Below are 24,356 nucleotides of genomic sequence, written 5' to 3'. Positions count from 1 at the left end.
AAAATAATCATAATATTTTGAAACCGCTATTTTCTTCAATTCGTCTAAATAGAGAATAATTTATTTAAAGATAGGAAGGAATAAACAATATGAATATAAATAATAATTATAAGACTAATTTGACTGAAGAGAAGCCAACTAGAGTAAGATATTTAGTATTAGCTCTAATATTTATAAATATAGTAATAAATTACATGGATCGTTCAAATATATCTGTAGCAGCATCTCATATGTCTAAAGATTTGAAATTATCAACTGTTCAAATGGGATTAATATTTTCAGCGTTTGGATGGGTATATGCTGCATTGCAAATACCTAGCGGATACTTAGTTGATAGATTTAAGCCTCGTGCTGTATATGCATGTAGTTTATTTATATGGTCATTAGCTACATTATTACAAAGTATTGTAGGTGGATTTGGATCACTTTTAGGTTTACGTTTATCAATAGGATGTTTTGAAGCCCCAGTGATGCCAGCAAGTAATAAGGTGGCATCAAGTTGGTTTCCAACAAATGAAAGAGCATCTGCTATTGCAATATACTCTTCAGCTCAATTTGTTGGATTAGCATTTGTGAGCCCATTACTATTTATATTAGAGGATAAGTTTGGTTGGAAATTCTTATTTATACTTACAGGACTTGTAGGGATAGCATGGTCAATTGTTTGGTATGCATTATATAGAGACCCAAGTAAAAGTAAACGTATAAATAATGCTGAGCTAAATTATATCAAAGAAGGTGGAGGTATAGTAGAAGATGAGGATGTAGATAATTCCACTACCAAGGAGAAAGCTCAGTTCAAGTTTAGCGATTTAAAGATGATGTTCTCTAACCGTAAGCTTATAGGAATATATATTGGTCAATTCACTATATCATCAACATTTTGGTTTTTCTTAACTTGGTTTCCAACATACCTTGTAGAATATAGACATCTAAGTTTTATAAAGTCAGGTTTTGTTTCATCAGTACCATATTTGGCTGCATTTTGTGGTGTTTTAGTTTCAGGTTTTGTATCAGATAAGCTCATAAAAAAAGGAGTTTCTATGGGAGTAGCAAGAAAAACTCCAATAATTATTGGATTATTATTAACAACAACTATAATTGGAGCAAATTTTGTTGATAGCACTCCATTAATAGTAATGTTCATGGCTATAGCATTTTTCGGTAATGGATTAGCAACTATTACTTGGATATTTGTATCATTATTGGCACCTAAAAATTTAGTTGGATTAGCTGGTGGTGTATTTAACTGCACTGGAGCTTTATCATCAATAGTTATTCCAATTGTAATAGGCATTATTGTATCAGGAGGTAACTTTACTCCAGCAATAGCTTTGATAGGTATTTTAGCTTTAATAGGAGCATTATCATATATATTTATAGTAGGAAAAATAGAAGAAAATAATTAGAATTAAATAATTAAGTTTTATATTTAATTTTGGATGAGATAAAAGTTAGTGCTAGTTACCAGCATTAACTTTTATCTTTTATTCTTAGATGGATTTAATTTACATATTTAAAACTTATTTTAAATAAAATAATAGATATAAAATTTTATATTTAGATAAAGTACATGTTATATGAATTTTGAGGAATAATATTCTAGAAGTTATTTAGTACATCGTTAAGAAATTTGCAAATACTTTTATTTGCTTTTCTTAGGTGTTTTAGTACGGAGGAGAATATTTATGAAGAAAAAAAACAAAGGATTATCTGCTTGGCAGCTCGCAATGATGGCTTTGGGAAGCATAATAGGAGGATCGTTTTTTCTTGGCTCAGCGGTGGCTATTAATGCGGCAGGACCATCTGTTTTGATATCCTATATATTAGGAGGAATTTTAGTATACTTTATACTTTATGCTTTATCTGAAATGACTGTTGCAAATCCACATTCAGGATCTTTTAGGACTTTTGCATCAGAAGCGTTTGGTCCTGGAACAGGATTTGTTGTTGGCTGGGTTTACTGGATTGGTATGGTACTTTCAATGTCTAGTGAGGCTACCGCTGTATCAATTTTATTGAATGAATGGATTCCGAATATATCAATAGCTATAGGAGGAACTATAATTATTGTTGGTGTAACTTTGCTTAATCTTTTAGGGGCTGATAAATTAAGTAAGCTCACTAGTGGTCTTTCAGCTATAAAGCTTTTTGCAATAATTTCATTTATAATTATATCTTTTCTACTTGTTACTGGAATAATTCCAGGAAGAACAGCGGTAGGGGCAGGAGAGCTTATGAGAGAGCCTTTTATGTCAAGTGGCATAGGAGGTATTGCAGGAGGAATGCTTATAGTAGTATTTGCTTATGCTGGTTTTGAAATAATAGGTTTAGCGGCTTCAGAAGCTGATGATCCAATAAAAACAATACCAAAAGCAATTAATTATACAGTTGTAAGTCTTATATCACTCTATATAATTTCCCTTATAGCATTACTTCCGTTAATTCCTACAGCAGATTTAAGCGAAAATATAAGTCCAATGGTTGCGGCTCTTGATAGATTGGGAATTACATGGGCTGGAAATGTAATTAATTTAGTACTTATTACAGCTATACTTTCTGCATCTCTCGCTTCTATGTTTGGGATTGCAAGAATGCTAAGATCACTTGCAGATGAAGGTGATGCTCCTAAGTTTTTGAAAGATAAAGGTGATATTCCTTACAAGGCTATAGTATTTTCTGGAATTTCAATGCTTTTAGGATTAGGATTTGGGTTGTTATTTCCTAGAATATATCTGTTTCTAGTAACAGCAAGTGGATTCTCTCTACTTTTTACTTACGCAGTAATTATGGCGACGCACATAAGATTCCGTAAAAGAAATGGATGCCCTCCTGATGGGAAATGTCAAATGCCGGGATTTCCGTATACGTCTTGGATTGGATTAATAAGTATGATTGTAGTTATTTTTAGTATGCCCCTTATTTCAGATCAGGCACCAGGACTTATAGTAGGACTGATAATGATAGCTTCATTTTCATCAATTTATATGATAATGAAATATTTTAGAAGTACTGAAAAAAATAAAAATAGTTATGCAAGAGTTAGTAATAAAATGAATCGTTCAAAGTTGATGACAGAATTTTCGGAAGAAGTTGCAAATGACAACGAATCAAAGCGAAATAATAATCAAAAAAGCCAATGTAAAAAATGCAGCAAGAAATAGATTGAAAGAAAAAAATATATATAAGTTCTAAATAAGATAACCAATTCTTTACAAAATTATTTAAGATAGCATCTAATAGCCTTAAATAAATATTAATGAATTAAATTTTATGGAACATATATATTATATAACTAAAATAAGGATATCTTTTAAATGCTTGACTTTGGGATTAAGTATTTGAAGGATATTTTTATTCTAAATTTTTTAATGATACGAATTTATATAATATTAGTTTTATCGTCTACAATAATATTGAAACTTACTTTCTCTAGATTTGCTTATAGAATATTCATATACTCTACTATTAGTTAAATAACCTATATTTTCAATCTGCATTACAACAGACTCGTTCGGTAAATCTAATAAATCGCTATCATATTTATTTAATTTGATAGAGCTGACAGTTCTGATGCCGTGACTAATTTTATAATCATATTGGGACTCAATATATGAAAGTAAACTGGATTCACAATCTTCTGTTTTAAGGTTTGGAAATAAGGAATATGGCATGTAAATCTCTTCTGTATGAATAGGATGGGATTCTATATAACGAACTCTTTTTATAAGCCAAACATGAGAATTTACTTCTACCTGCAATAATTTGCTAAGTTCATCAGATGAACTAATAAGTTTAAATTCATTAACATTTGATCTTATATTATCTGAATTGTAATAATCAGAAAGAGATGATAAAAAAAGAATGCTGTTATTATAATGATTGACATCATTAACATAAGTTGAGCCATCAATTGATTTAACCAAATATGACCTTTCAATTAAATGAGATATTACTTTTCTTATAGTATGTCTATTACATTGATATTTGATTGCTAGCTGAGTTTCAGATGGAATACGAGATGATACTGAGAGCTTCCCAGAAGTAATTTTTTCAATCAAGTCGTTAATAATATAATCACTTTTCAAGTTTACTCACCTCGTAATAGATAAAAATTATTTAAATATATTATAGCATAATCAAAAAAAATGTTGTATAGACAGGTGATGAAAGTTAGGTTTAATAAATATAAAATGTGATTAAAGTATTAAATGCTTTGTATAAAGATAAGAGGAGAGTGTAATTTATGAATAAAAAAAATATAAACATAATTCCTGATAATTTCTTTTGGGGAAGTGCGGTTACATCATTTCAAAGTGAGGGAGCATGGAATGAAGGTGGAAAAGGAATTTCTATAGTAGATAAAAGAGAAATAAAAGAAGGTTTTTCTAATTGGGAAGTAGCCGTTGATTTCTATCATAGATATAAAGAAGATATAGCATTGTTTAAGGAGCTAGGAATAAATAGTTATCGTACAAGTATCTCATGGACAAGAATTATTCCAGATGGAGAAGGTGAAGTTAACGAAGAAGGGATAAGTTTTTATAATGATTTATTTGATGAATTATTAGCTAATGGAATAGAGCCAATTATAACACTTTACCATTTTGATTTACCAGAGGCGTTAGCGAAAAAATATAATGGATTTGCATCAAGAAAAGTTGTAGATTTATTTGAGAAATATGTAGGAGTAGTATTTGAAAGATTCAAAAATAAAGTGAAATACTGGATAACATTCAATGAGCAAAATTTAGTTATTCCGCGTATGGAGTTGTGGGGAGTAAAAGTAAGTAATAATGTTAATAAAGAAGCTTTAGCGTATCAAGTATGTCACAATGTGTTTATAGCTCATGCTAAAGCAACTAAACTGATGCATGAAATAATTCCAGATGGAAAAATGGGCGGAATGGTTACTTATATGACAACATATCCAATGACGTGTAAACCTGAGGACGCATTAGCAAACTTAAAAGTAAAAGAGCTCTTTAATGATCTCTATTTTGATGTATTTGCTAATGGTGAATATCCAACATATGTGACAAGTAGGTGGAAAAGTAGAGACATAAAGCCAATATTCGAAGACGGAGATGAAGAGTTATTAAAAGAAAATACAGTGGACTATTTGACATTTAGTTATTATCAAAGTTCAACTGTAAAAGATGATCCGGAGGATACGGAGAGTATAGTAAAAGGAATGACACCAAATCCACTATTAAAGAAAAATGAATGGGGATGGGCTATTGATCCTATAGGTTTTAGAATAGCTTTAAAAGAGATATATGCAAGATATAAAATGCCGATCTTTGTAACTGAAAATGGGATTGGTGTTAGAGAAGAATTGAATGAAAATAAAACTGTAGAGGACGATTATAGAATAGATTATTTGAGAGCACATATAAAGCAAATGAAATTAGCCATGGAAGAAGGCGTTGAGGTTATAGGATACCTAACTTGGGGATGTACTGACATTTTAAGTTCACAAGGTGAGATGAAAAAAAGGTATGGATTTATATTTGTAAATCGTGATGAATCAGATTTAAGAGATTTAAAAAGGTATAAGAAAAAGAGCTTTGAGTGGTTTAAAAATGTAATTTCTACTAATGGGAAACAATTATAAGACAGCCATTAAGGTAGTATAGTATAGCTAAAGAAGTTATATGTTGAATTAGTAAGTTTAGATTTAAAACTTTAATAAGGAAGCGATAAATTAAAACTAGAGTACAGAAGTTTAATTGTAATATATATTTAATTAATTGATAAGTGTAAGAGGGATTTAATAAAAGTTAAGAAAATACATCTTTTATTAAATCCTTTTTCTAAAATAGAGCTATCTAATAAAATTAGTTGCAACTCTAGGTTCACTTTCAGGCAATGAAATACCTGCTTTTTTACCAGCATCTATGGACTTTAGAAGCCATGCCATATTTTTGCCAAGCATTCTCATTGTCTGCATTCCTTCTAAATCTTGTTTAACTTCTTCAGGAGTATTACCGTGAACCATATTCCAATACTGAGATGAAACAACCGGCATATTTGAAATAGTAAAATATTTATTTAATTGATCAAAAGCTGAAGCAGCTCCGCCCCTACGGCAGCTTACAACTGCAGCACCAGGTTTATGTGCAAAGCAATTTCCAGCATAAAAGAATCGGTCTAAAAAAGATGTAATTGAACCTGAAGGAGCAGCGTAATGAACAGGTGAACCGAATATAAATCCATCAGCTTCTTTTGCCTTCTCTAAAGCGATATTTACGATATCATCATTAAATACGCATTTACCTTCACCACTTTTATAGCAGCCACCACAACCAATACAGCCACTAATAGGTTTATTTCCTATTTGAAAGATTTCTGTTTCAATATTTTCTTTTTCTAATTCACCGGCTACTTCACATAAAGCGGTATAGGTACATCCTTTAGCTTTTGGACTACCATTAATAAGTAATACTTTCATTTTCACACCTCACTATTTAATCGAACAAATTTATATAAAATTTTTAATAATTCACTATTGGATTGAAGTTTATGTTTGGATTTCCAAATACTTTTGCAGTAACTGCTGTAATTTTATCTAATAAGTCGGAATTTTGAATAACAGTTAGATGAACTGAGTTATATGCACCCATCCCTACTGGTGCTGCACAGCCAGCATTAATAATAGTATTTAAAGATTCATCACTGATTTACTCAGATTTATAGCTTCTAGTAGATTTACGCATTGCGATTACTTTCATTAATTCCATAGTTAAAATCTCCTTTTATAAATTATTATACTTAGTTAAATGAACTTAGTATAATAATTATACCTACTTGTACAATTACGAACAAGTAGGCACAATTTTATTATTAGGTATCATTTTTTATACTAGGTAACAATTTGTTAAGGATATTATGTATGTTTATATCATTATTTGAAACGCTTAACCATTCTTCTGGAATTATAATATGTTTGCAGATATTAGAGTTATTTTTTAAATATGTGTAGATTATTTGAGATTCATCGATTTCTTCTTTTCCAATTTCCATTGGAACATCTTCATTGTTAAAGTAAAATAAAATATTATCTTTAAGAATACCTTTCAATGCTTCTAAATCAAAGTTTTTTAAAGTATATTTTTCACTAAAGAGTATCTTATTTCCTCTAATAAGAAAAAATTTAACTATGTCATTATCTAAATATTCAAGCAAAGCAATATTTCTATTTTTTTTAGTAAATTTGATAATTTTAATTTTCTCTAGCAAATAATTTACTGAGCTTATGTAATCCCTATATTTAGCGGCAGTTTCAAAATCAAATTTTTCAGAAGCGCTATTCATTATATGTTCCATTTCCTGGAGAATGATTTTATCATTACCATTAAGAAGATTTATTATTTTATTTAATATATTAAGATACTCTTCTCGTGGTGTAGTATCTAAACACATTCCAATACATAATCCTAGAGAGTAGTTAAAACAGGATGAAGTTTTTCGCTGATTAATACTGCATTGTATTTTGCAGTATTCTTTAATACCATAAAGTCCTTTTTCAACAATGTTTTTTCTTGAATATGGACCAAAATAAATGTTTCCATCCGTTTCATTTGATTCATGAGATATTTCAATATTTGGATATTTTTCGTTAAGAACTATTTTTATGTAAGAATATGACTTAGGATTTTTCATTAGCCTATTATAAGCAGGCTTAATTTTCTTTATTAATTTGCATTCAAGCAAAAAAGCCTCAAATTCAGTATCAGTAATTTTATACTCAAAATCCTTGAGATTTTGAACTAACTTAAGAATTTTAGGAGAATGAGATTTAGAATTTATAAAATATGATCCAACTCTACTTTTTAAGTTCTTTGACTTACCAACATAAATAACGTTATTCAGTGAATCCTTCATAAGATATACACCAGGTGAAGAAGGAAGTTTTTTTACTTTTTCTTTTAAATCCATATCCATATTATCTCCTCTAAAAATATATGTTGAGTAAATTATCATTAGTTAAATTAAAAAACAATTATTCATATAATTATATCTTATCATCACGCCTGTAAAATTAATAATAATTATAAAATAAATATTTAAATTATATGTAAATATAAAAAAATGATATAGTTGTTTGCGCAGAGTGCATCAGAAAAAAATTATTAGAGTTTCATTATTTCAAGATAAAAAACTTTTACTGTTTGAACGTATGTGAATTGAAAAATTTTTTATCTTGAAATGATAGAAATTCTTTGCAATTTTTTTAGCAATCGAAGTAAACAAGTATATCATTTTTCTATTAACTAGAATTTTATTATTTCATTAATTTAACAAGGACAGCTTTTTGGGCATGTAATCTATTTTCAGATTCATCGAAAATTGAATCAGCATGTTCTTCTAAAATTTCAGCTGAAATTTCTTCTCCTCTATGAGCAGGAAGACAATGAAGCACCATAGCATTTTTATCAGCAATAGTCATTAATTCTTTATTAACTTGGAATCCTTCAAAGGCTTTAATCCTCTCATTAGCCTCACCTTCTCTGCCCATACTAGCCCAAACATCAGTAATTATAACATCAGCATCTTTAGCTGCTTCAAGTGGAGATGTAGTAATTGTAAAAGTAACGCCTTCTTTTTCTGCGATCTCTTTAGCTCTATTAAGGTATTTCTTAGATGCCGTATAATTCTCAGGAGATGCAACTGCAAAATTCATGCCGACTTTTAGGCAGCCAATCATTAGAGAATTGGCCATGTTGTTACCATCGCCAATAAAAGCAACTTTTAGACCTTCTAATATATTCTTATTTTCCCTTATCGTCATTAAATCAGCTAGTACCTGACAAGGATGTTCTTCATCTGTTAATCCATTTATAACCGGAATTGATGCATATTTAGCTAATTTTTCAACCTCATCTTGTGAGAAAGTTCTAATCATTATGCCTTGTATAAATCTAGAAAGAACTCTAGCAGTGTCTTCAATTGGCTCACCACGACCAATTTGCATGTCTCTATCAGTCAAAAAAAGTGAATTTCCACCTAATTGATACATGCCGGTTTCAAAGGAAACTCTGGTCCTAGTAGATGATTTTTCAAAAATCATTCCTAAACTTTTACCTTTAAGATGATGATGTTCTATGCCATGTTTTTGTTCGTATTTTAACTGATCTGCTAAATTTAAAATATCCAGAATTTCCTCTTTAGAAAGATCATCCATTTTTAGTAAGTCTTTTTTCATATATATGCCTCCAAACAATAAGAAAGTGAAAAATAAGCAGTTAGGGAGAAAATCCAAAAGATACGATAAAGATTATATCCATACCAAAGTAAAATTTACTTAAGGCTAGATAAAATTTCAAGAATAATGTCTATACCAACTTTTAATTCTTTCTCAGTTATAGTAAGTGGTGGGAGAAGTCTAACAACATCTTTACCGGCTGTAAGTACTAATAATCCTTTTTTTATAGCCTCTTTTTGGACTAGAGCGGGATCACATTTCACCTTTATTCCGATCATTAATCCCATACCACGTACATCTACAATTTGAGGATTTTTAGCTTCATCTATTAGCTCTCTTACAAATAATCCTCTTTTATATATTTTTTCAAAGTATTGTTCATTACAAATCTCTTCAAGAACAACTAAAGCACCAGAACATACAACAGGATTTGCTCCGAAAGTTGAGCCATGATCACCAGGCTTGAATACATCTGCAACTTTAGAGGAACAAAGTATTCCGCCTATAGGAAGTCCTGCACCAAGGCCTTTTGCTACAGAGACTATATCAGCCTCTACATTGAAATTATTATACCCAAACATTTTACCTGTTCTACCTATACCACATTGAACTTCGTCAAATATTACAAGAACATCTTTCTCATTACACGCTTTTACTACTTCTTGAACGAATTTTGTATCAAGAGGGATAACACCACCTTCACCTTGTATTGCTTCGAGCATTATGGCACAAACATCATCTGTAAGCTTAGCTTTAAAGTCTTCTATATCATTTGCTTTTACATAATCAAAACCTTCTGTAAAAGGGTAGAAGTACTTATGAAATTTCTCTTGACCAGTTGCTTTTAGGGTTGTTATTGTTCTACCGTGAAATGATTGAATTAGAGTAAGAATTTTACTTCTTCCAGCACCATATTTGTCGTAACTGTATTTTCTAGCTAGTTTAATTGATCCTTCATTAGCTTCAGCGCCAGAATTAGCAAAAAAGACTTTACTCATGTTGGCTTTTTCAGTTAATTCTTTAGCAAGTTTTAAACTTGGTTCAGTATGAAATATGTTCGATGTATGAGCAAGTGTTTTTAATTGATTACTAGTAGCTTTAACCCATTTTTCATGTCCATATCCTAAGCTGCTGACACCAATTCCACTTGTAAAATCTAAATATTTATTTTCATCTTGGTCATAAAGATAAACGCCTTCGCCGTGAGTGAGTATAAGATCTAAACGACCATAGCTATTAACAACGTGTTCTTTTGCTTCGTTAAAATCATATGACATAAAATTGCCCCCTTTAAATTATTCAATAGTTAATAATATCCAGTATAAACTTTAGATCATTAACTATTATTAGAGAAATTTATTTGAAGTTTCTAAAATATTTTAATATTTTGATTAATAAATCATTGTTCCGATACCCTCATTAGAGAATAACTCTAAAAGAATAGAATGAGGTACACGTCCATCAAGGATAGTTGCTTTTTCAACACCCATTCTAATTGCTTCAACGCAACAATCAATTTTAGGAATCATTCCACCTTTTATTATCCCTTCAAGGCATAATTTGGGTATTTGATGTAATCTTAATGTGCTAATTAGAGTAGATATATCTTTTGGATCTTTCATAACTCCTGGAACGTCAGTAAGCAGTATTAATCTCTCAGCTTTTAATGCTGATGCAATTTTTGCTGCGCAAGTATCAGCATTTATATTGTATGCCTTATTATCATCTTCTCCTAAAGCTACGCTACCAACAACAGGTATATATCCTGAACTTATAGTAGTTTTTAATATTTCTGTATTAACCTTAGTTATCTCACCTACATACCCTAAGTCGTTATCAGATTCTATTTTTTTAGCTTTTAAAAGAGAGCCATCCATTCCACATAAGCCAATGGCCTTTCCTCCAAATTTCTCTATTAAAGAAACTAAATTTTTATTTACCTTTCCGCCTAAAACCATTTGAACTACTTCAATGGTAATATCATCAGTATATCTTAAGCCGTTAATAAATTCACTTTTGTGATTTAATCTATTTAATAAATCTGAAATATCAGGACCGCCACCATGTACTACAATTGGTTCAATTCCAACACATTTCATTAATATAATATCATTTATTACTGTTTCTCTAAGTTCATCACTTATCATTGCATTTCCGCCGTATTTTACTACTATTATTTTTCCACGGTAACGTTGTATATAAGGTAGTGCATGAACTAATACTTCAGCTCTTTCAGTATGATTCAACAAGTTAATACCCCCAGTCAATTTAGAATGTACAGTTCATAATTAACATATTAAGAACTGTACATTGGAATAAGTTTAAAATATATTTATAATCTAAGATTAACTTCTGTAATCACCATTTATTTTCACATATTCGTAACTTAGGTCACAGCCCCAAACATAAGCACTATAATCACCTAAGGATAAGTTAACTTTAATAACTATTTCATTTTCGCTAAGAACCTTTTTTGCAATATCTTCATCGAAGGGTAAAGAACTGCCAGATTCACAAACTTTTATTGAGCCAGCCTTACTTTCAAAGGCAACATCAACTTTTTCGGGATCGAAATCAATATTTGCATATCCAAGTGCACAAAGAATTCTTCCCCAGTTCGCATCGCTACCAAACATTGCAGTCTTTACTAAACTAGAGTTTATTACACTTTTACCTAAAACAACTGCATCTTTTTCATTCTTTGCACCGATTATTTGACATTCTAATAGTTTTGTAGCACCTTCACCGTCTTTAGCTATATTTTTAGCCATAATTGTATTTAACTCAGTAAGGGCATTTAAGAAAGTATTATAACTTTCATCTTTTTCAGTTATAGTAGGATTTTCAGCTAAGCCATTAGCTAAAATTAATACCATATCATTAGTACTTGTATCTCCATCAACGCTGACTCTGTTATAAGTTACTTCAACACTCGATTGTAGTGCTTCATGTAGCAATTCTGGAGCAATAGAAAGATCAGTTGTAATGAAGGAAAGCATTGTTCCCATGTTTGGTTCAATCATACCTGAACCTTTTGCCATCGCTCCCATAGTAATTTTCTTATCACCTATATAAAATTCTACAGCTAGTTGCTTTTGAAAAGTATCTGTTGTCATTATAGCTAAAGATGCATCATTAGAACCTTCCTTTGATAACTTTTCAGTAAGCATTGGAATACCGTCTTTAATAGCATCTATATTTAAAGGAACCCCAATTACTCCCGTAGATGCAACTAAAACATCTTCTGTTTTTAAGTTTAGTTTATTAGCTTGCAATGAAGTCATTTTCTTTGCCTTAATTAAACCATCATCACCATTACAAGTATTTGCATTACCGCTATTTATTATTATTGCTTGTGCTTTTTTATTTGATAAATGCTCTTTTGTAACGTAAATAGGAGCACCTTTAACTTTATTTTTAGTATACATTCCTGCTGCAGCAGCAGGAACTTCTGAATAAATCAAAGCTAAATCTTTTTTTAAGCTTCCTTGCTTTAATCCACAGTGTACCCCAGAAGCTAAGAAACCGTTAGGAGCTGTAACTCCGCCATCTATATATTTTATATCCAAATTTATAACCCCCTTAGTCAATGCACAGTGCTCGATGCACAATGCATAATTAATAATTAAATCTGTTAAAGTTTTTAGTATTTAAAAATTATATGAATTAAAAAGCTGGTGCAATTAGATTTAAACCTTCTGCTTCATTAAAACCTAAAATTATATTCATGTTTTGAATTGCTTGTCCGGCAGCACCTTTAATCATGTTATCTATAGTACTAATAATAATAATTTGATCTTCTCTATGATTTAAGTGTAGAGATATATGACAATCGTTTGTTAATCGTACGTTTTTTATTGAAGCTGTATCACCAAGTGGAAGTACATTTACGAAACGTTCATCTTTATAAAATTCTGTATATAGTTTATGAATTTCTTCAAGATCGACTTTATCTTTTGGAATGCAGTAAATTGTTGAAACTATGCCTCTATTAATTGGGAGTAGGTGAGGAGTGAATGTTACATTTACTTTATCTTCTGCCATAACAGATAATGTTTCCTCGATTTCAGGTGTATGTCTATGAGCACCTACTTTATATGGAGCAAAAGTTTCATTTTCTTCTGGAAAGTGAGTATTTAAAGTTAATCCTCTTCCAGCGCCTGTAGTTCCAGATTTAGAATCACAAATAATATTATCTGATTTTATTAATGAATTTTTAAGTAACGGCATTAGTCCTAATTCTATAGTTGTTGGATAACAACCAGGATTAGCAATTAAAGAACATTCTTTGATCTTATCTCTATTTAATTCTGGAAGGCCATAAACACTTTCTGTGTGTATTTCAGGTTGTGTGAATCTCTTTCCATACCACTTTTCATATTCTTTTTCGCTAGATAATCTAAAATCAGCACCCATATCAATACAGACCTTCTTGTTGTCTAGTGCTTTTTTAGCAATATCTTCACTTAATCCATGAGGTAGGGCGGTGAAGATTACATCACACTTTTCAACAACATCATGTGCAGACTCGCAAATTAGATTTGTTTTGCTTAAAAAATTTTTATATATATTGCTAATCTCTTGCCCCTCAAAAGAAACTGAACTTAAAGCTGCAACTTCAACCTTTGGGTGAGATAATAATAATCTTAAAAGTTCAGCGCCTACATATCCTGTGGCACCGATTATTCCGATTTTAACCAATTTTAAATAGCCCCCTTGTTTATTTGATTATTGCAAAATAATATTATTTATTTTCTGTATGTTAATTCTTAACTATAGTATTTCAATTGTCTATAAAATTTCGTGTTAGAAATTTCATAGACAATTGAAAGTTTTTATGAAGTAGAACTTGATTTAGAGGAGGATTTCCATCTGAATCTTAGTTAAACATATACCTCAAGGAATATTATAATGTACACTTAAGGCGTACTTAGCCTAAGACTTAGCAGCCGTTATCTGAGAATGTTACGGCTGCTATTATTATAAGGAAAAAAATATTAAATTTTTTCTTTATAATTACTAATCTTATTAGACTTCCTTATTTTCTGATATAAAATTTTTTAATGCTTCAATTTGAATTTTTACTGATTCTGTAGAAGGACCACCTATAACTTTACGCTCTTCTACGCAAGTAAGTAAATCTATAGCGTGGTAAATATCTTCTTCAAATGAAGGAGAAAAGCTCTTAAACTCTGCCATAGTTAATTCTTCAATCATTTTGTTATCTTTAATACATTGAAGGACTATTTCTCCGACTACTTCATGAGCATTTCTAAATGGCATACCTTTTTTTACCAAGTAATCAGCTACGTCTGTAGCATTAGTAAATCCAAGACCAGCACCTTTTCTCATATTTTCTTTCTTAACTTTCATTGTTTTAATCATTCCACAGAAAGTTTTAAGGGAAAGAATAACTGTATCTAATCCATCAAATAGAGCTTCTTTATCTTCCTGCATATCTTTATTATAAGCGAGAGGAATTCCTTTCATAACAGTAAGTAAAGTCATAAGATCTCCATAAACCCTACCAGTCTTACCTCTAACTAATTCTGCAACATCAGGATTTTTCTTTTGAGGCATAATACTGCTTCCAGTGCTATAACCATCATCAAGTTCGATAAAGCTAAATTCATTAGTACACCAAAGAATTATTTCCTCTGAAAATCTTGATAAATGCATCATTATCATTGAAAGGCAAGAAAGTGTTTCGATAGCATAATCTCTATCAGAGACAGAATCTAAACTATTTAGTGTAACCTTTGAAAAACCAAGATCACGAGCAACAGCTTCTCTATCAATAGGGTATGTGGATGTTGCTAGTGCTCCAGATCCAAGTGGCATCTCATCAACACGTTTATAGCAATCAGAAAGTCTTCCTAGATCTCTTTTAAACATTTCAGCATAAGCTAAAAGATGATGAGCAAATGTAATTGGCTGAGCCTTTTGCATATGAGTATATCCTGGCATTATTGTACCTATGTTTTCATTAGCTTTTTCTAAGAGAACTTCTTCCAAAGCTATTATATCTTGTTTTAATGATGTTATAGCTTTCTTTAAATATAATCTTAAATCTAAAGTTACTTGGTCATTTCTGCTTCTTCCAGTATGAAGCATTTTTCCATATTCACCAATGTAATATGTCAAAGTACCTTCAACAAAACTATGAATGTCTTCAGAAGTTTCATCAATTTCTATAACTCCATTATCCATTCTTTTTAATATTTCTAGAAGACCAGAAGTAATTCTATCACTAGCTTCCTTAGAAATTATATTTTGATTTCCAAGCATGGAAGCATGAGCTAGACTGCCTTCAATATCTTCTTTATACATTCTGCTATCAACATTTATAGAAGAATTAAAATCATTAACTAATTTGTCAGTGCCTTTTTTGAATCGTCCGCCCCAAAGCTTCATTACATTTCCTCTTTCTTAATTTTTTCTTGCATTTTAGCTTTTACAACTGTTGGAAGACCGTATAGATTAATGAATCCAGCAGAATCCTTTTGATCGTATACTCCATCTTCTCCGAAAGTTGCATATTCTTCGCTATATAGTGAGTATGGGCTAGTCATGCCGGCATTGACAATATTTCCTTTGTATAATTTTAATTTAATTTCTCCTGTAACTGTTTCTTGAGTTTTATTAACGAATTCAGTTAATGCTTCTCTAAGAGGAGTGAACCATTGACCGTTATATACTAAATCAGCAAATTTTAAAGCAATTTGCTCTTTATAATGAGCTGTTTCCTTATCTAAGCAAAGTTCTTCTAGATCTTTATGTGCTTTATAAAGAATAGTTCCTCCTGGAGTTTCATAAACACCTCTTGATTTCATACCAACAAGTCTGTTTTCTACCATATCAGTTATACCAATAGCATTTTCTCCACCGATTTTATTTAATTCATCTAGTAATTCAACGCTGTTCATTTTTTTGTCATTTAAAGAAACAGCAATTCCTTTTTCGAATAATAATGTTATATAAGTTGCTTCGTTTGGAGCTGCCTCTAAGGTTTTGCAAAGTTCTAAGATCTTATCATATTGTGGTTCATTTTCAGGAAATTCCAAATCTAAGCCTTCATGGCTTAAATGCCATATATTTTTATCCTTACTATAGTTTGTTTCACGATTGATTTTTAATGGAACATTTTTAGCCTCTGCATAATCTATTTCGTCTTCTCTTGATTTAATATCCCAAATTCTCCATGGAGCAATTATTGGCATTTCTGGAGCAAATGCTTTAACTGCCATTTCAAATCTTACTTGGTCATTTCCTTTACCTGTGCATCCGTGACAAATTGCATCTGCTCCCTCTGCTTTAGCAATTTCAACTAACCTTTTTCCGATTATTGGTCTAGCAAATGAGGTCCCAAGAAGATATTTGCCTTCATATATAGCACCAGCTTGAATAGTAGGGAAGATATAATCATCAACGAACTCTTGAGTTAAATCTTCAATATATAATTTTGATGCTCCTGTTTTTATTGCTTTTTCTTCTAATCCATCAAGCTCGTCCTTTTGTCCTACATTTCCGCATACAGCAATTACTTCACACCCGTAATTTTCTTTAAGCCATGGGATAATAATCGATGTATCTAGTCCTCCTGAATAAGCTAAAACTACTTTGTTATATTTTATCATTTTAAAAGCCCTCCTAAATAATCATATAAAATGCATAAACATACATGCAATGCTATTTTCTTAAATATAATCAATAATTTAATCTGATTTATAATACCTAATTGATGTTTATAATTATACAGTTTTGCAAAAGAATAATCAAGTATAAAATGAAAAAATATTCATAAAAATATTAAAAATATGCATTAATAAATAATATTTATGCAGAAAAAACAATAATTTATGCAAATAGTACTAGCTTTTATGCATGAATTATTGTGGTGCATAATTGTGCGGATAAAGTGAATGTTTATATATGCGAAGTTTTTGTATATATAATAAAAGTTTGCATGTCAATGTTCTATTAGAAAATATTCTCGAAATTTGGAGCTTGTAACTTCTTTAGATGATCAGTATTATGCTTTACTAAATGTAGAGATGTATGCGCTTCAGCTGAATCTTTATGAACAAGATATGTAGATAACCTTAAAGCTTCATTTAGCAAATTATCAAATTCTTGATGGCTAAGATAAAGAGATGTTAAAACATTATTATCTTGAATAGTATTTAATAATTCAAGAGACTGATAATAGGCATCCTCCATTTTGTCACTTGCGATATTAAGTTCGATATCTTCAGTTTGCATTTCAATATTATCGCATAAACTAATGACAGACTTATTTAAAAAATATACGCATGACATAGTTAGGAGAAACAAAAGTATTGATATTATAGCATTTCTCATTGCGCATCCTCCTTTTCGTATTTATCAAAAAGTTGATATTTAAATTTGCCTTCTGTATCATATAAAGCAATAAGGACATGCTTTATTGATTTAATATTGTGCTTTTTAAGTAGATTAGATATCCATTCTTCATCTTTATTCATGGAAGTTAGTGAGTTTTTATTTACTTCACCATCAGAAATTAATACTTTTGGCAATTTTGCTTCAGTATTTTGAGCAGTATTTCCTGAATTTGATGTATTAGAAGAATTATAATCTGTTGGTAATATAGATATTTGACCATCATTCTCTAAAATTGCATATTGAATTTCATCAAGATTAAAATAATTGGCAAGTCTTAACTCTTCTAGTAACTCATCTATATTTAATTGTTGCTTTTTTAGCGTTGAGTAATTAATTTTTCCTTTATGGACTAATATGCAGGGCTCTCCATCCACGAGCTTTCGGGTATATTGAAATTTTAATCCTATTTGTGTTAAAAGTGTTTTTAAAAATAGCAATGTTATAATTGGTATAATACCTAATAATAATGGGAGCCTTGTGTCTTGCATTGGCAATGATGCTAAGTCTGAAATCATAATAGTTATTACAAATTCATAAGGCTGAAGTTCTCCTATTTGCCTTTTTCCCATTAGCCTCATAGTTAATACAACCAATAAATATAAAATAGCAGTTCTGATTGATACTACAAACATTAAAAAATCACCTCGAAAATAATATTTGCAAAAATAAAATTAATATACACACCTAAAGAAAAAGCAGCTATGCACTTATAAAAAGAGTAGCTGTGCTACAATACGGAACTTTTCTGCAATTAAGATCATTTCACCATAGAAAAAAGCAGCTATGCTAAATAAGAACATTTCATAGTAAGTTTGGAATTGATATTTTATTTTATATACTTAATAAAAAAGTTTATCTTTTTTGGAAATAGTGTATATAATATATTTGAAATGATTATTATGGTACCCAAATATTTGAATGCAATTAGAATAAGAGACTTTACAGAGACGGAAAGCTTAATTTTCAAATTGTGGAATTAAAATCTAAAGGGATAATCAAATTATAGAAAGAAAGGTTTGAATAGTATGGAGTGTAGAGGGATTGAATTTAAATATAAGAAAATTAAAGCTAAAAAAGGACTGACTTTTTATGAATTAATTATGGGTAATTACAAAGATAGGGTTAAAGACATAGCTATATGCAAATTAAATGGAAGGTATTGTGAATTAACTGAAGTAATAGAGGATGATGGGGAAGTAGAATTAATAGGATTCGATACAGAACTTGGAATGAAAATATTCACAAGAACTTTACAGTTTATATTTATAAAGGTAGCATTGGATTTATTTCCAGAATCAAAGATAACAATAGACCATGCTATAAGTAAGGCAGTATATGGAGAAGTTCATAAGGAAAATCCATTAAGTAAAGGTGAAATTGATAAGATAAAGGTTAAGATGCAAGAAATAGTAGATAGAAATGTACCAATTAAGAGTATGAGAACGTCAAAAGAAGAAGCTATTAAGATTTTTGAAGGATATAAGATGGATGATAAAGTTAAGCTTTTAAAGTATTGTGATATAAAGCATGTTCATCTTTATGAGCTTGAAGGACGGTATGATTATTTTTATGGTCCTATGGGATATTCAACAGGTATCATAAATAAATTTGATGTATTTAAGTATGAATCAGGATTCATTTTACAGAGGCCAGAAGAGACTAATCTAAGTGAATTAGCTGAATTTAGAGAAGAGAAGAGCTTAACAAAAATTTTCATAGAGACTCAAAGATGGCTAAACATTTTAGGAATTGAAGATGTCGGGACTCTAAATGAAAAAGTGCTTAACAATGAATTAAGAAATATAATTATGGTTTCAGAGGGGCTTCATGAAAAGAAAATAGCTAATATAGCTGATGATGTTTTAGATAGAAAAGATGTAAAAATCATACTTATCGCTGGCCCATCATCCTCAGGAAAAACCACTTTTGCGAATAGGTTAAGTATACAATTGAGAGTGAATGGATTAATACCTATACCATTGTCTTTGGATAACTATTTTGTAAATAGAGAAGAAACGCCGAAAGATGAGAATGGAGATTATAACTATGAATCAATTGATGCATTGGACTTGAGTTTGTTGAATGATAATTTGGAAAGGTTAATGAGTGGAGAGGAAGTGGACCTTCCTACTTATAATTTTAAAACTGGGGAAAAAGAATGGAATGACTATAAAGTTAAATTACCTAAAAATGGAGTTTTGATACTTGAGGGGATACATGGTTTAAATCCAAATTTAATTTCAAGCAATTTAAATAGGAATGTATTTAAAATATATATATCGGCATTGACACAGCTAAATATAGATAATCATAATAGAATTTCTACAACAGATGTACGAAAGGTGAGAAGAATAGTTAGAGATTCATTATCAAGAGGATATAAGGCCGAAGAAACTTTAAAAATGTGGAAATCTATAAAGAAAGGAGAAAAAAATAATATATTTGTTTATCAAGAAGGTGCTGATGTAGCATTTAATTCTACATTGGTTTATGAACTCGGAGTTTTAAAGCCATATGCATTAAAAGAGCTAGATGAAATAACGGAAGAAAGTTCAGTTTATTCAGAAGCTATAAGATTAAAATCGTTTTTGAACTTTTTCAAAGAGATTAATGTTGATGAAGTGCCAAAGAATTCTCTGTTAAGAGAATTTATCGGAGGATCAGCTTTTTATGAATATTAAATTAAGTATGTTATTTCACTAATATTATTATATAGAACTATAGATAAATTTGAACATTTATCTATAGTTCTTGTGTTCTTAAGATAAATTTATAATAGATAAAATATTAACAATGTTTCATTGTAAAAATAAGGATTAAAAGAAGAAAATAAGAAACAATAATTAGATATGAAATAAGATGCATTGGCAGTCAAGTAATTAAGAATGAATGAGCAAATAATATGTATTGATTTTAATTGTTATATTATTAACTAAGCTTGACACTATAAAGTAAATATGTGATACTAAATCTAACAAGAAAACAATTACATTGCAGTTCTGAAAAAATTTTAGAAATGTAGGCTATAGAGAAATAGAGAATAAAGCCACATAAAACTAAGTTTACTTAAGAAATCTTATGATTACCAAGTAAATTTAAAACTTATGTTTTAAACAGTTAGAAATATATGATTGTTTAAAATGTAAGGAGTTTTATGTGGCTATACTTATGGCCAAAATTACTTAATGTACATTGATTTAGAACTTTTAAATTAAATCAGTCATACTAAAATAAATTATGAATATTATGTAATGAGTTGTTTTCTAGTAATATTAACCGTTCTAAAATGTTAAAAAATAAACAAGTATTGTGAAGTAGAAGGGAGATAATGTTATGACAATTTTTTTTGCAGAGCTAGTAGGAACTTTATTACTTATTTTATTAGGTGACGGTGTTGTAGCCAATGTCGTATTAAAAAAATCAGGTGGATCAGGAGCAGGATTAATAGTAATTGCAATAGGATGGGCTTTTGCGGTAGGAATTCCAGCATTGATTTTTGGAAGTTATAGTGGGGCTCATTTTAATCCAGCATTAACAATTGCGTTAGCAGTAATAGGTAAAGTGGCATGGGCTCAAGTTCCGATTTATTTAGCTGGACAATGTATTGGTGCATTTTTAGGAGCAGTTTTGGTATTTATTGTTTATAATGATCAATTTAAAGCTACTGAAGATAAAGGAAGCAAACTTGGTGTATTTTGTACAGGCCCTCAAGTAAAGAATACTTCAATTAATTTTATAACTGAGCTTGTAGGAACATTTGTACTAGTTTATGCAATTTTAGGAATGGGAGATCAAAATCTATCAAATGGAATGGGAACATTGTTTGTAGCATTTTTAATTTTGGCTATTGGTGTAAGCCTAGGAGGCCCAACAGGATATGCAATTAATCCAGCAAGAGATTTAATGCCAAGAATCGCACATGCAGTATTACCTATACCTGATAAGGGAGATTCTAATTGGGGATATGCATGGATTCCTGTTGTTGCCCCAATTGTAGGAGGAACTTTAGCTGCATTATTTTATGTAATATTACATGGAATATTATAAAAGTTAATTAATAGTTAGAATTGACAGAGACAAACAACTATGTAATACTAAGAATAAAAAAGAAAACAATTACATGGGAGGGCCAATGAATATAAAAGAGTTATTAGAAGAAAATCCAATTATAGCAGCAGTAAAAAATGAAGAACAATTAAATCAGGCATTAGATTCAGAAGCTCAAGTTATATTTGTTTTATTTGGAGATGTAATGAATATTAAAGAGATAAGTGAAATTATAACATCTAGAAATAAAATAGGAATAATCCATATAGATTTAGTTGAAGGATTTACGAATAAGGAAATTGTTGTAAAGTATATTAAAGAAGAAACTAAATTTAGTGGAATAATAAGTACAAAGCCACAAGTTGTAAAACTAGCAAAAAAGTATAATTTACTAGGAGTTCAAAGAGTTTTTATATTTGATACACTTTCTTTAAACAATGTAAAAAATCATATGATTTCTGAATGCGATGCAATAGAGGTACTGCCGGGAATAATTCCAAAGGTAATTGAAATCATTTCAAAGTATTCTAGTAAGCCAGTCGTTGCTGGAGGACTAATTGAAACTAAGGAAGAGGTAATGCAGGCATTAAATTCAGGAGCAACATGCGTATCTACAACTAAAAAAGAAATTTGGAATATGTAGGCTGAAGAGAATTAGAGAATAAAGCCACATAAAACTGAATTTACTTGGGAAACACTTAATGGACTGAGTAAATTTAAAATTTGTACGAGGCAGTAAAAATAAATATTATTGCTTCTGTATAAATGGATGTTTTATGTGGCTTTAATTGTCGCTAAAATTACGTCTAGAACACTAACTCAATTTTTTAGGTCAACTATTTGTTAAATTCATTTCCTAAAATATAAATAATAAATTTAACCTTTTCTAGGTAAATATTAGAATATATAAATATTAGAAAGCAGGGTGTTTTTGTATGAAAAAGTATATATTAGCATTAGATCAAGGAACTACAAGCTCAAGAGCAATAATCTTTGATAAAGAACAAAATATATTAGGAGTGAGTCAAAAAGAATTTACTCAAATTTATCCAAACCAAGGATGGGTTGAACATAATCCTTTAGAAATATGGGCAAGCCAATATGGAGTTTTACAAGAAGTTATTGCAAAGACTAATATAACTCAAGAAGAAGTAGCAGCTATAGGAATTACTAACCAAAGAGAAACAACAATAGTTTGGGATAAAAATACTGGAGAACCAGTATACAATGCAATAGTATGGCAATGTAGAAGAACAGCAGGTATAATAGAAGAACTTAAACTAGACAAAGAATTTAGTGAATATGTAAAAGAAAATACAGGATTACTTTTGGACGCATATTTTTCAGCAACTAAAATAAAATGGATATTAGACAACGTAGAAGGTGCTAGAGAGAGAGCAGAGAAAGGTGAATTATTATTTGGTACAGTAGATACTTGGTTAGTGTGGAAACTTACAAATGGTAAGGTTCATGTAACAGATTATACTAATGCTTCTAGAACAATGCTTTATAATATAAAGGAATTAAGATGGGATGAAAGAATCCTAGAAAAGCTTAACATTCCAAAATCAATGTTACCAGAAGTTAAAAATTCATCAGAAGTTTATGGATACACAAATCTTGGAGGAACAGGAGGCGTTAGAGTTCCAATAGCAGGTATGGCAGGGGATCAACAATGCGCTCTATTTGGACAAACTTGTTTTGAAGAAGGTAGTGTTAAAAATACTTATGGAACAGGATGCTTCTTACTTATGAATACAGGAGAAAAAATGATTCATAGTAAAAATGGATTAGTAAGTACTATTGCAGTTGGTATAGATGGAAGAGTACAATATGCATTAGAAGGTTCAGTATTTGTTGGTGGTGCCGTTATTCAATGGATTAGAGATGAACTTAAGTTAGTTACTGATGCAGCAGATACAGAGTATTTTGCACAGAAAGTAGAAGACAATGGTGGAGTATATGTTGTTCCAGCATTTACAGGACTTGGAGCTCCATATTGGGATATGTATGCAAGAGGCGCTATCTTCGGACTTACAAGAGGTGCTAATAGAAATCATATAATAAGAGCTGCTCTTGAATCTATTGCATATCAATCTAAGGATCTTATAGATGCAATGCAAGAGGATGCAGGATGTAAATTAACAAGACTTAAAGTTGATGGTGGAGCAAGTAGAAATAATTTATTAATGCAATTCCAAGCTGATATAACAGGGGCAGAGGTTGTAAGACCTATTATAACTGAAACAACAGCTCTTGGTGCAGCATATTTAGCAGGACTTGCTGTAGGTTTCTGGAAATCAAAAGAAGAAATAGCTGAAAAGTGGGCTGTAAGTCAGTCTTATTCTCCAAACTTAGCAGAAGAGAAGAAGGAAAAATTATATAAAGGATGGAAAAAAGCCGTTAAGAGAGCAGAAGGCTGGGAAGAGGAATAGAATGATACTTTAATAAGTATTTATATATTTCAAATTAGCTTAACCTAATCACAAATTTTAAGAATTATAATGTACCCTAAATGTTTATACCATCTAGGGTACATAGTTTAAAGTAATATTTTAAAATAAAGTAGTGTTGTAGATTTTGGATAGTAAATAAAATTAAGAATTTAGGATAAGTAGTAGACAAGTATACATTTACATGATATAATGTATATATAATTTAAAATAAATGCTGAGAG

At 30.2% G+C, this 24,356-nt stretch carries 19 protein-coding genes; 7 read left to right on the top strand and 12 right to left on the bottom strand.

The window, feature by feature from the left end; translation table 11 throughout:
• Positions 1-89: 89 nt before the first annotated feature.
• On the top strand, positions 90-1,409 hold the full coding sequence (locus F3K33_RS23145; RefSeq protein ID WP_039769962.1) for an MFS transporter: 1,320 nt from the start codon (positions 90-92) through the stop codon (positions 1,407-1,409).
• A 279-nt stretch (positions 1,410-1,688) separates the two neighbouring features.
• Positions 1,689-3,164 carry an amino acid permease gene (locus F3K33_RS23140; RefSeq protein WP_023973900.1) on the top strand — a complete coding sequence of 492 codons (1,476 nt, stop codon included), beginning with the start codon at positions 1,689-1,691 and terminating at the stop codon, positions 3,162-3,164.
• Between the two features lie 234 nt (positions 3,165-3,398).
• On the opposite strand, the gene F3K33_RS23135 is transcribed toward F3K33_RS23140, so the two are convergent.
• On the bottom strand, positions 3,399-4,088 hold the full coding sequence (locus F3K33_RS23135; protein ID WP_023973899.1) for a GntR family transcriptional regulator: 690 nt from the start codon (positions 4,086-4,088) through the stop codon (positions 3,399-3,401).
• A gap of 158 nt (positions 4,089-4,246) precedes the next feature.
• Between F3K33_RS23135 and F3K33_RS23130 the strand changes: the two genes are divergently transcribed.
• Entirely contained in the window at positions 4,247-5,617 is a 1,371-nt protein-coding gene (locus F3K33_RS23130) for a glycoside hydrolase family 1 protein (RefSeq protein WP_039769964.1), read from the top strand.
• A 210-nt stretch (positions 5,618-5,827) separates the two neighbouring features.
• On the opposite strand, the gene F3K33_RS23125 is transcribed toward F3K33_RS23130, so the two are convergent.
• From F3K33_RS23125 to F3K33_RS23070, 11 genes are all read right to left on the bottom strand, one after another.
• On the bottom strand, positions 5,828-6,454 hold the full coding sequence (locus tag F3K33_RS23125; protein WP_039769966.1) for a flavodoxin family protein: 627 nt from the start codon (positions 6,452-6,454) through the stop codon (positions 5,828-5,830).
• A gap of 392 nt (positions 6,455-6,846) precedes the next feature.
• A complete protein-coding gene (locus tag F3K33_RS23115; protein ID WP_039770023.1) occupies positions 6,847-7,941 on the bottom strand; it encodes a GIY-YIG nuclease family protein in 1,095 nt (364 codons plus the stop codon).
• Positions 7,942-8,287: 346 nt separating this feature from the next.
• Complete coding sequence (gene argF / locus F3K33_RS23110) at positions 8,288-9,208, bottom strand: ornithine carbamoyltransferase (protein WP_023973895.1); 921 nt, start codon at positions 9,206-9,208, stop codon at positions 8,288-8,290.
• Between the two features lie 95 nt (positions 9,209-9,303).
• Positions 9,304-10,485, bottom strand: coding sequence for an aspartate aminotransferase family protein (locus F3K33_RS23105; protein ID WP_012060676.1), 1,182 nt, complete (start codon positions 10,483-10,485; stop codon positions 9,304-9,306).
• 114 nt (positions 10,486-10,599) lie between these two features.
• Positions 10,600-11,457: an acetylglutamate kinase gene (gene argB, locus F3K33_RS23100; RefSeq protein ID WP_017211161.1), complete on the bottom strand. Its 858-nt coding sequence runs from the start codon at positions 11,455-11,457 to the stop codon at positions 10,600-10,602.
• A gap of 96 nt (positions 11,458-11,553) precedes the next feature.
• Complete coding sequence (gene argJ, locus F3K33_RS23095) at positions 11,554-12,777, bottom strand: bifunctional ornithine acetyltransferase/N-acetylglutamate synthase (RefSeq protein WP_039769969.1); 1,224 nt, start codon at positions 12,775-12,777, stop codon at positions 11,554-11,556.
• A 97-nt stretch (positions 12,778-12,874) separates the two neighbouring features.
• Complete coding sequence (gene argC, locus F3K33_RS23090; RefSeq protein ID WP_039769971.1) at positions 12,875-13,909, bottom strand: N-acetyl-gamma-glutamyl-phosphate reductase; 1,035 nt, start codon at positions 13,907-13,909, stop codon at positions 12,875-12,877.
• 327 nt (positions 13,910-14,236) lie between these two features.
• Positions 14,237-15,622, bottom strand: coding sequence for an argininosuccinate lyase (gene argH, locus F3K33_RS23085; RefSeq protein ID WP_023973891.1), 1,386 nt, complete (start codon positions 15,620-15,622; stop codon positions 14,237-14,239).
• On the bottom strand, positions 15,622-16,845 hold the full coding sequence (locus F3K33_RS23080; RefSeq protein WP_039769973.1) for an argininosuccinate synthase: 1,224 nt from the start codon (positions 16,843-16,845) through the stop codon (positions 15,622-15,624). The genes argH and F3K33_RS23080 overlap by 1 nt, the downstream gene beginning before the upstream one ends.
• 343 nt (positions 16,846-17,188) lie before the next feature.
• Positions 17,189-17,569: a DUF4363 family protein gene (locus F3K33_RS23075; protein ID WP_039769975.1), complete on the bottom strand. Its 381-nt coding sequence runs from the start codon at positions 17,567-17,569 to the stop codon at positions 17,189-17,191.
• Positions 17,566-18,264 carry a DUF421 domain-containing protein gene (locus F3K33_RS23070; RefSeq protein WP_017211155.1) on the bottom strand — a complete coding sequence of 233 codons (699 nt, stop codon included), beginning with the start codon at positions 18,262-18,264 and terminating at the stop codon, positions 17,566-17,568. Before F3K33_RS23070 ends, F3K33_RS23075 begins: the two co-directional genes overlap by 4 nt.
• 393 nt (positions 18,265-18,657) lie before the next feature.
• Here F3K33_RS23070 and F3K33_RS23065 point away from each other — a divergent pair, with 393 nt between their 5' ends.
• From F3K33_RS23065 to glpK, 4 genes are all read left to right on the top strand, one after another.
• A complete protein-coding gene (locus F3K33_RS23065; RefSeq protein ID WP_039769977.1) occupies positions 18,658-20,313 on the top strand; it encodes a nucleoside kinase in 1,656 nt (551 codons plus the stop codon).
• A 652-nt stretch (positions 20,314-20,965) separates the two neighbouring features.
• Complete coding sequence (locus F3K33_RS23060) at positions 20,966-21,679, top strand: MIP/aquaporin family protein (protein WP_023973888.1); 714 nt, start codon at positions 20,966-20,968, stop codon at positions 21,677-21,679.
• Between the two features lie 85 nt (positions 21,680-21,764).
• Complete coding sequence (locus F3K33_RS23055) at positions 21,765-22,322, top strand: glycerol-3-phosphate responsive antiterminator (RefSeq protein ID WP_012060666.1); 558 nt, start codon at positions 21,765-21,767, stop codon at positions 22,320-22,322.
• 292 nt (positions 22,323-22,614) lie between these two features.
• Positions 22,615-24,114: a glycerol kinase GlpK gene (gene glpK / locus F3K33_RS23050; protein ID WP_039769980.1), complete on the top strand. Its 1,500-nt coding sequence runs from the start codon at positions 22,615-22,617 to the stop codon at positions 24,112-24,114.
• The last annotated feature ends 242 nt before the right edge of the window (positions 24,115-24,356 follow it).

It is taken from the genome of Clostridium beijerinckii (assembly GCF_008705175.1).
Classification (GTDB): Bacteria; Bacillota; Clostridia; order Clostridiales; family Clostridiaceae; genus Clostridium; species Clostridium beijerinckii.
The sequence above is the reverse complement of the archived record's forward strand: the minus strand, read 5'-3'. Positions and strand labels throughout refer to the sequence as shown.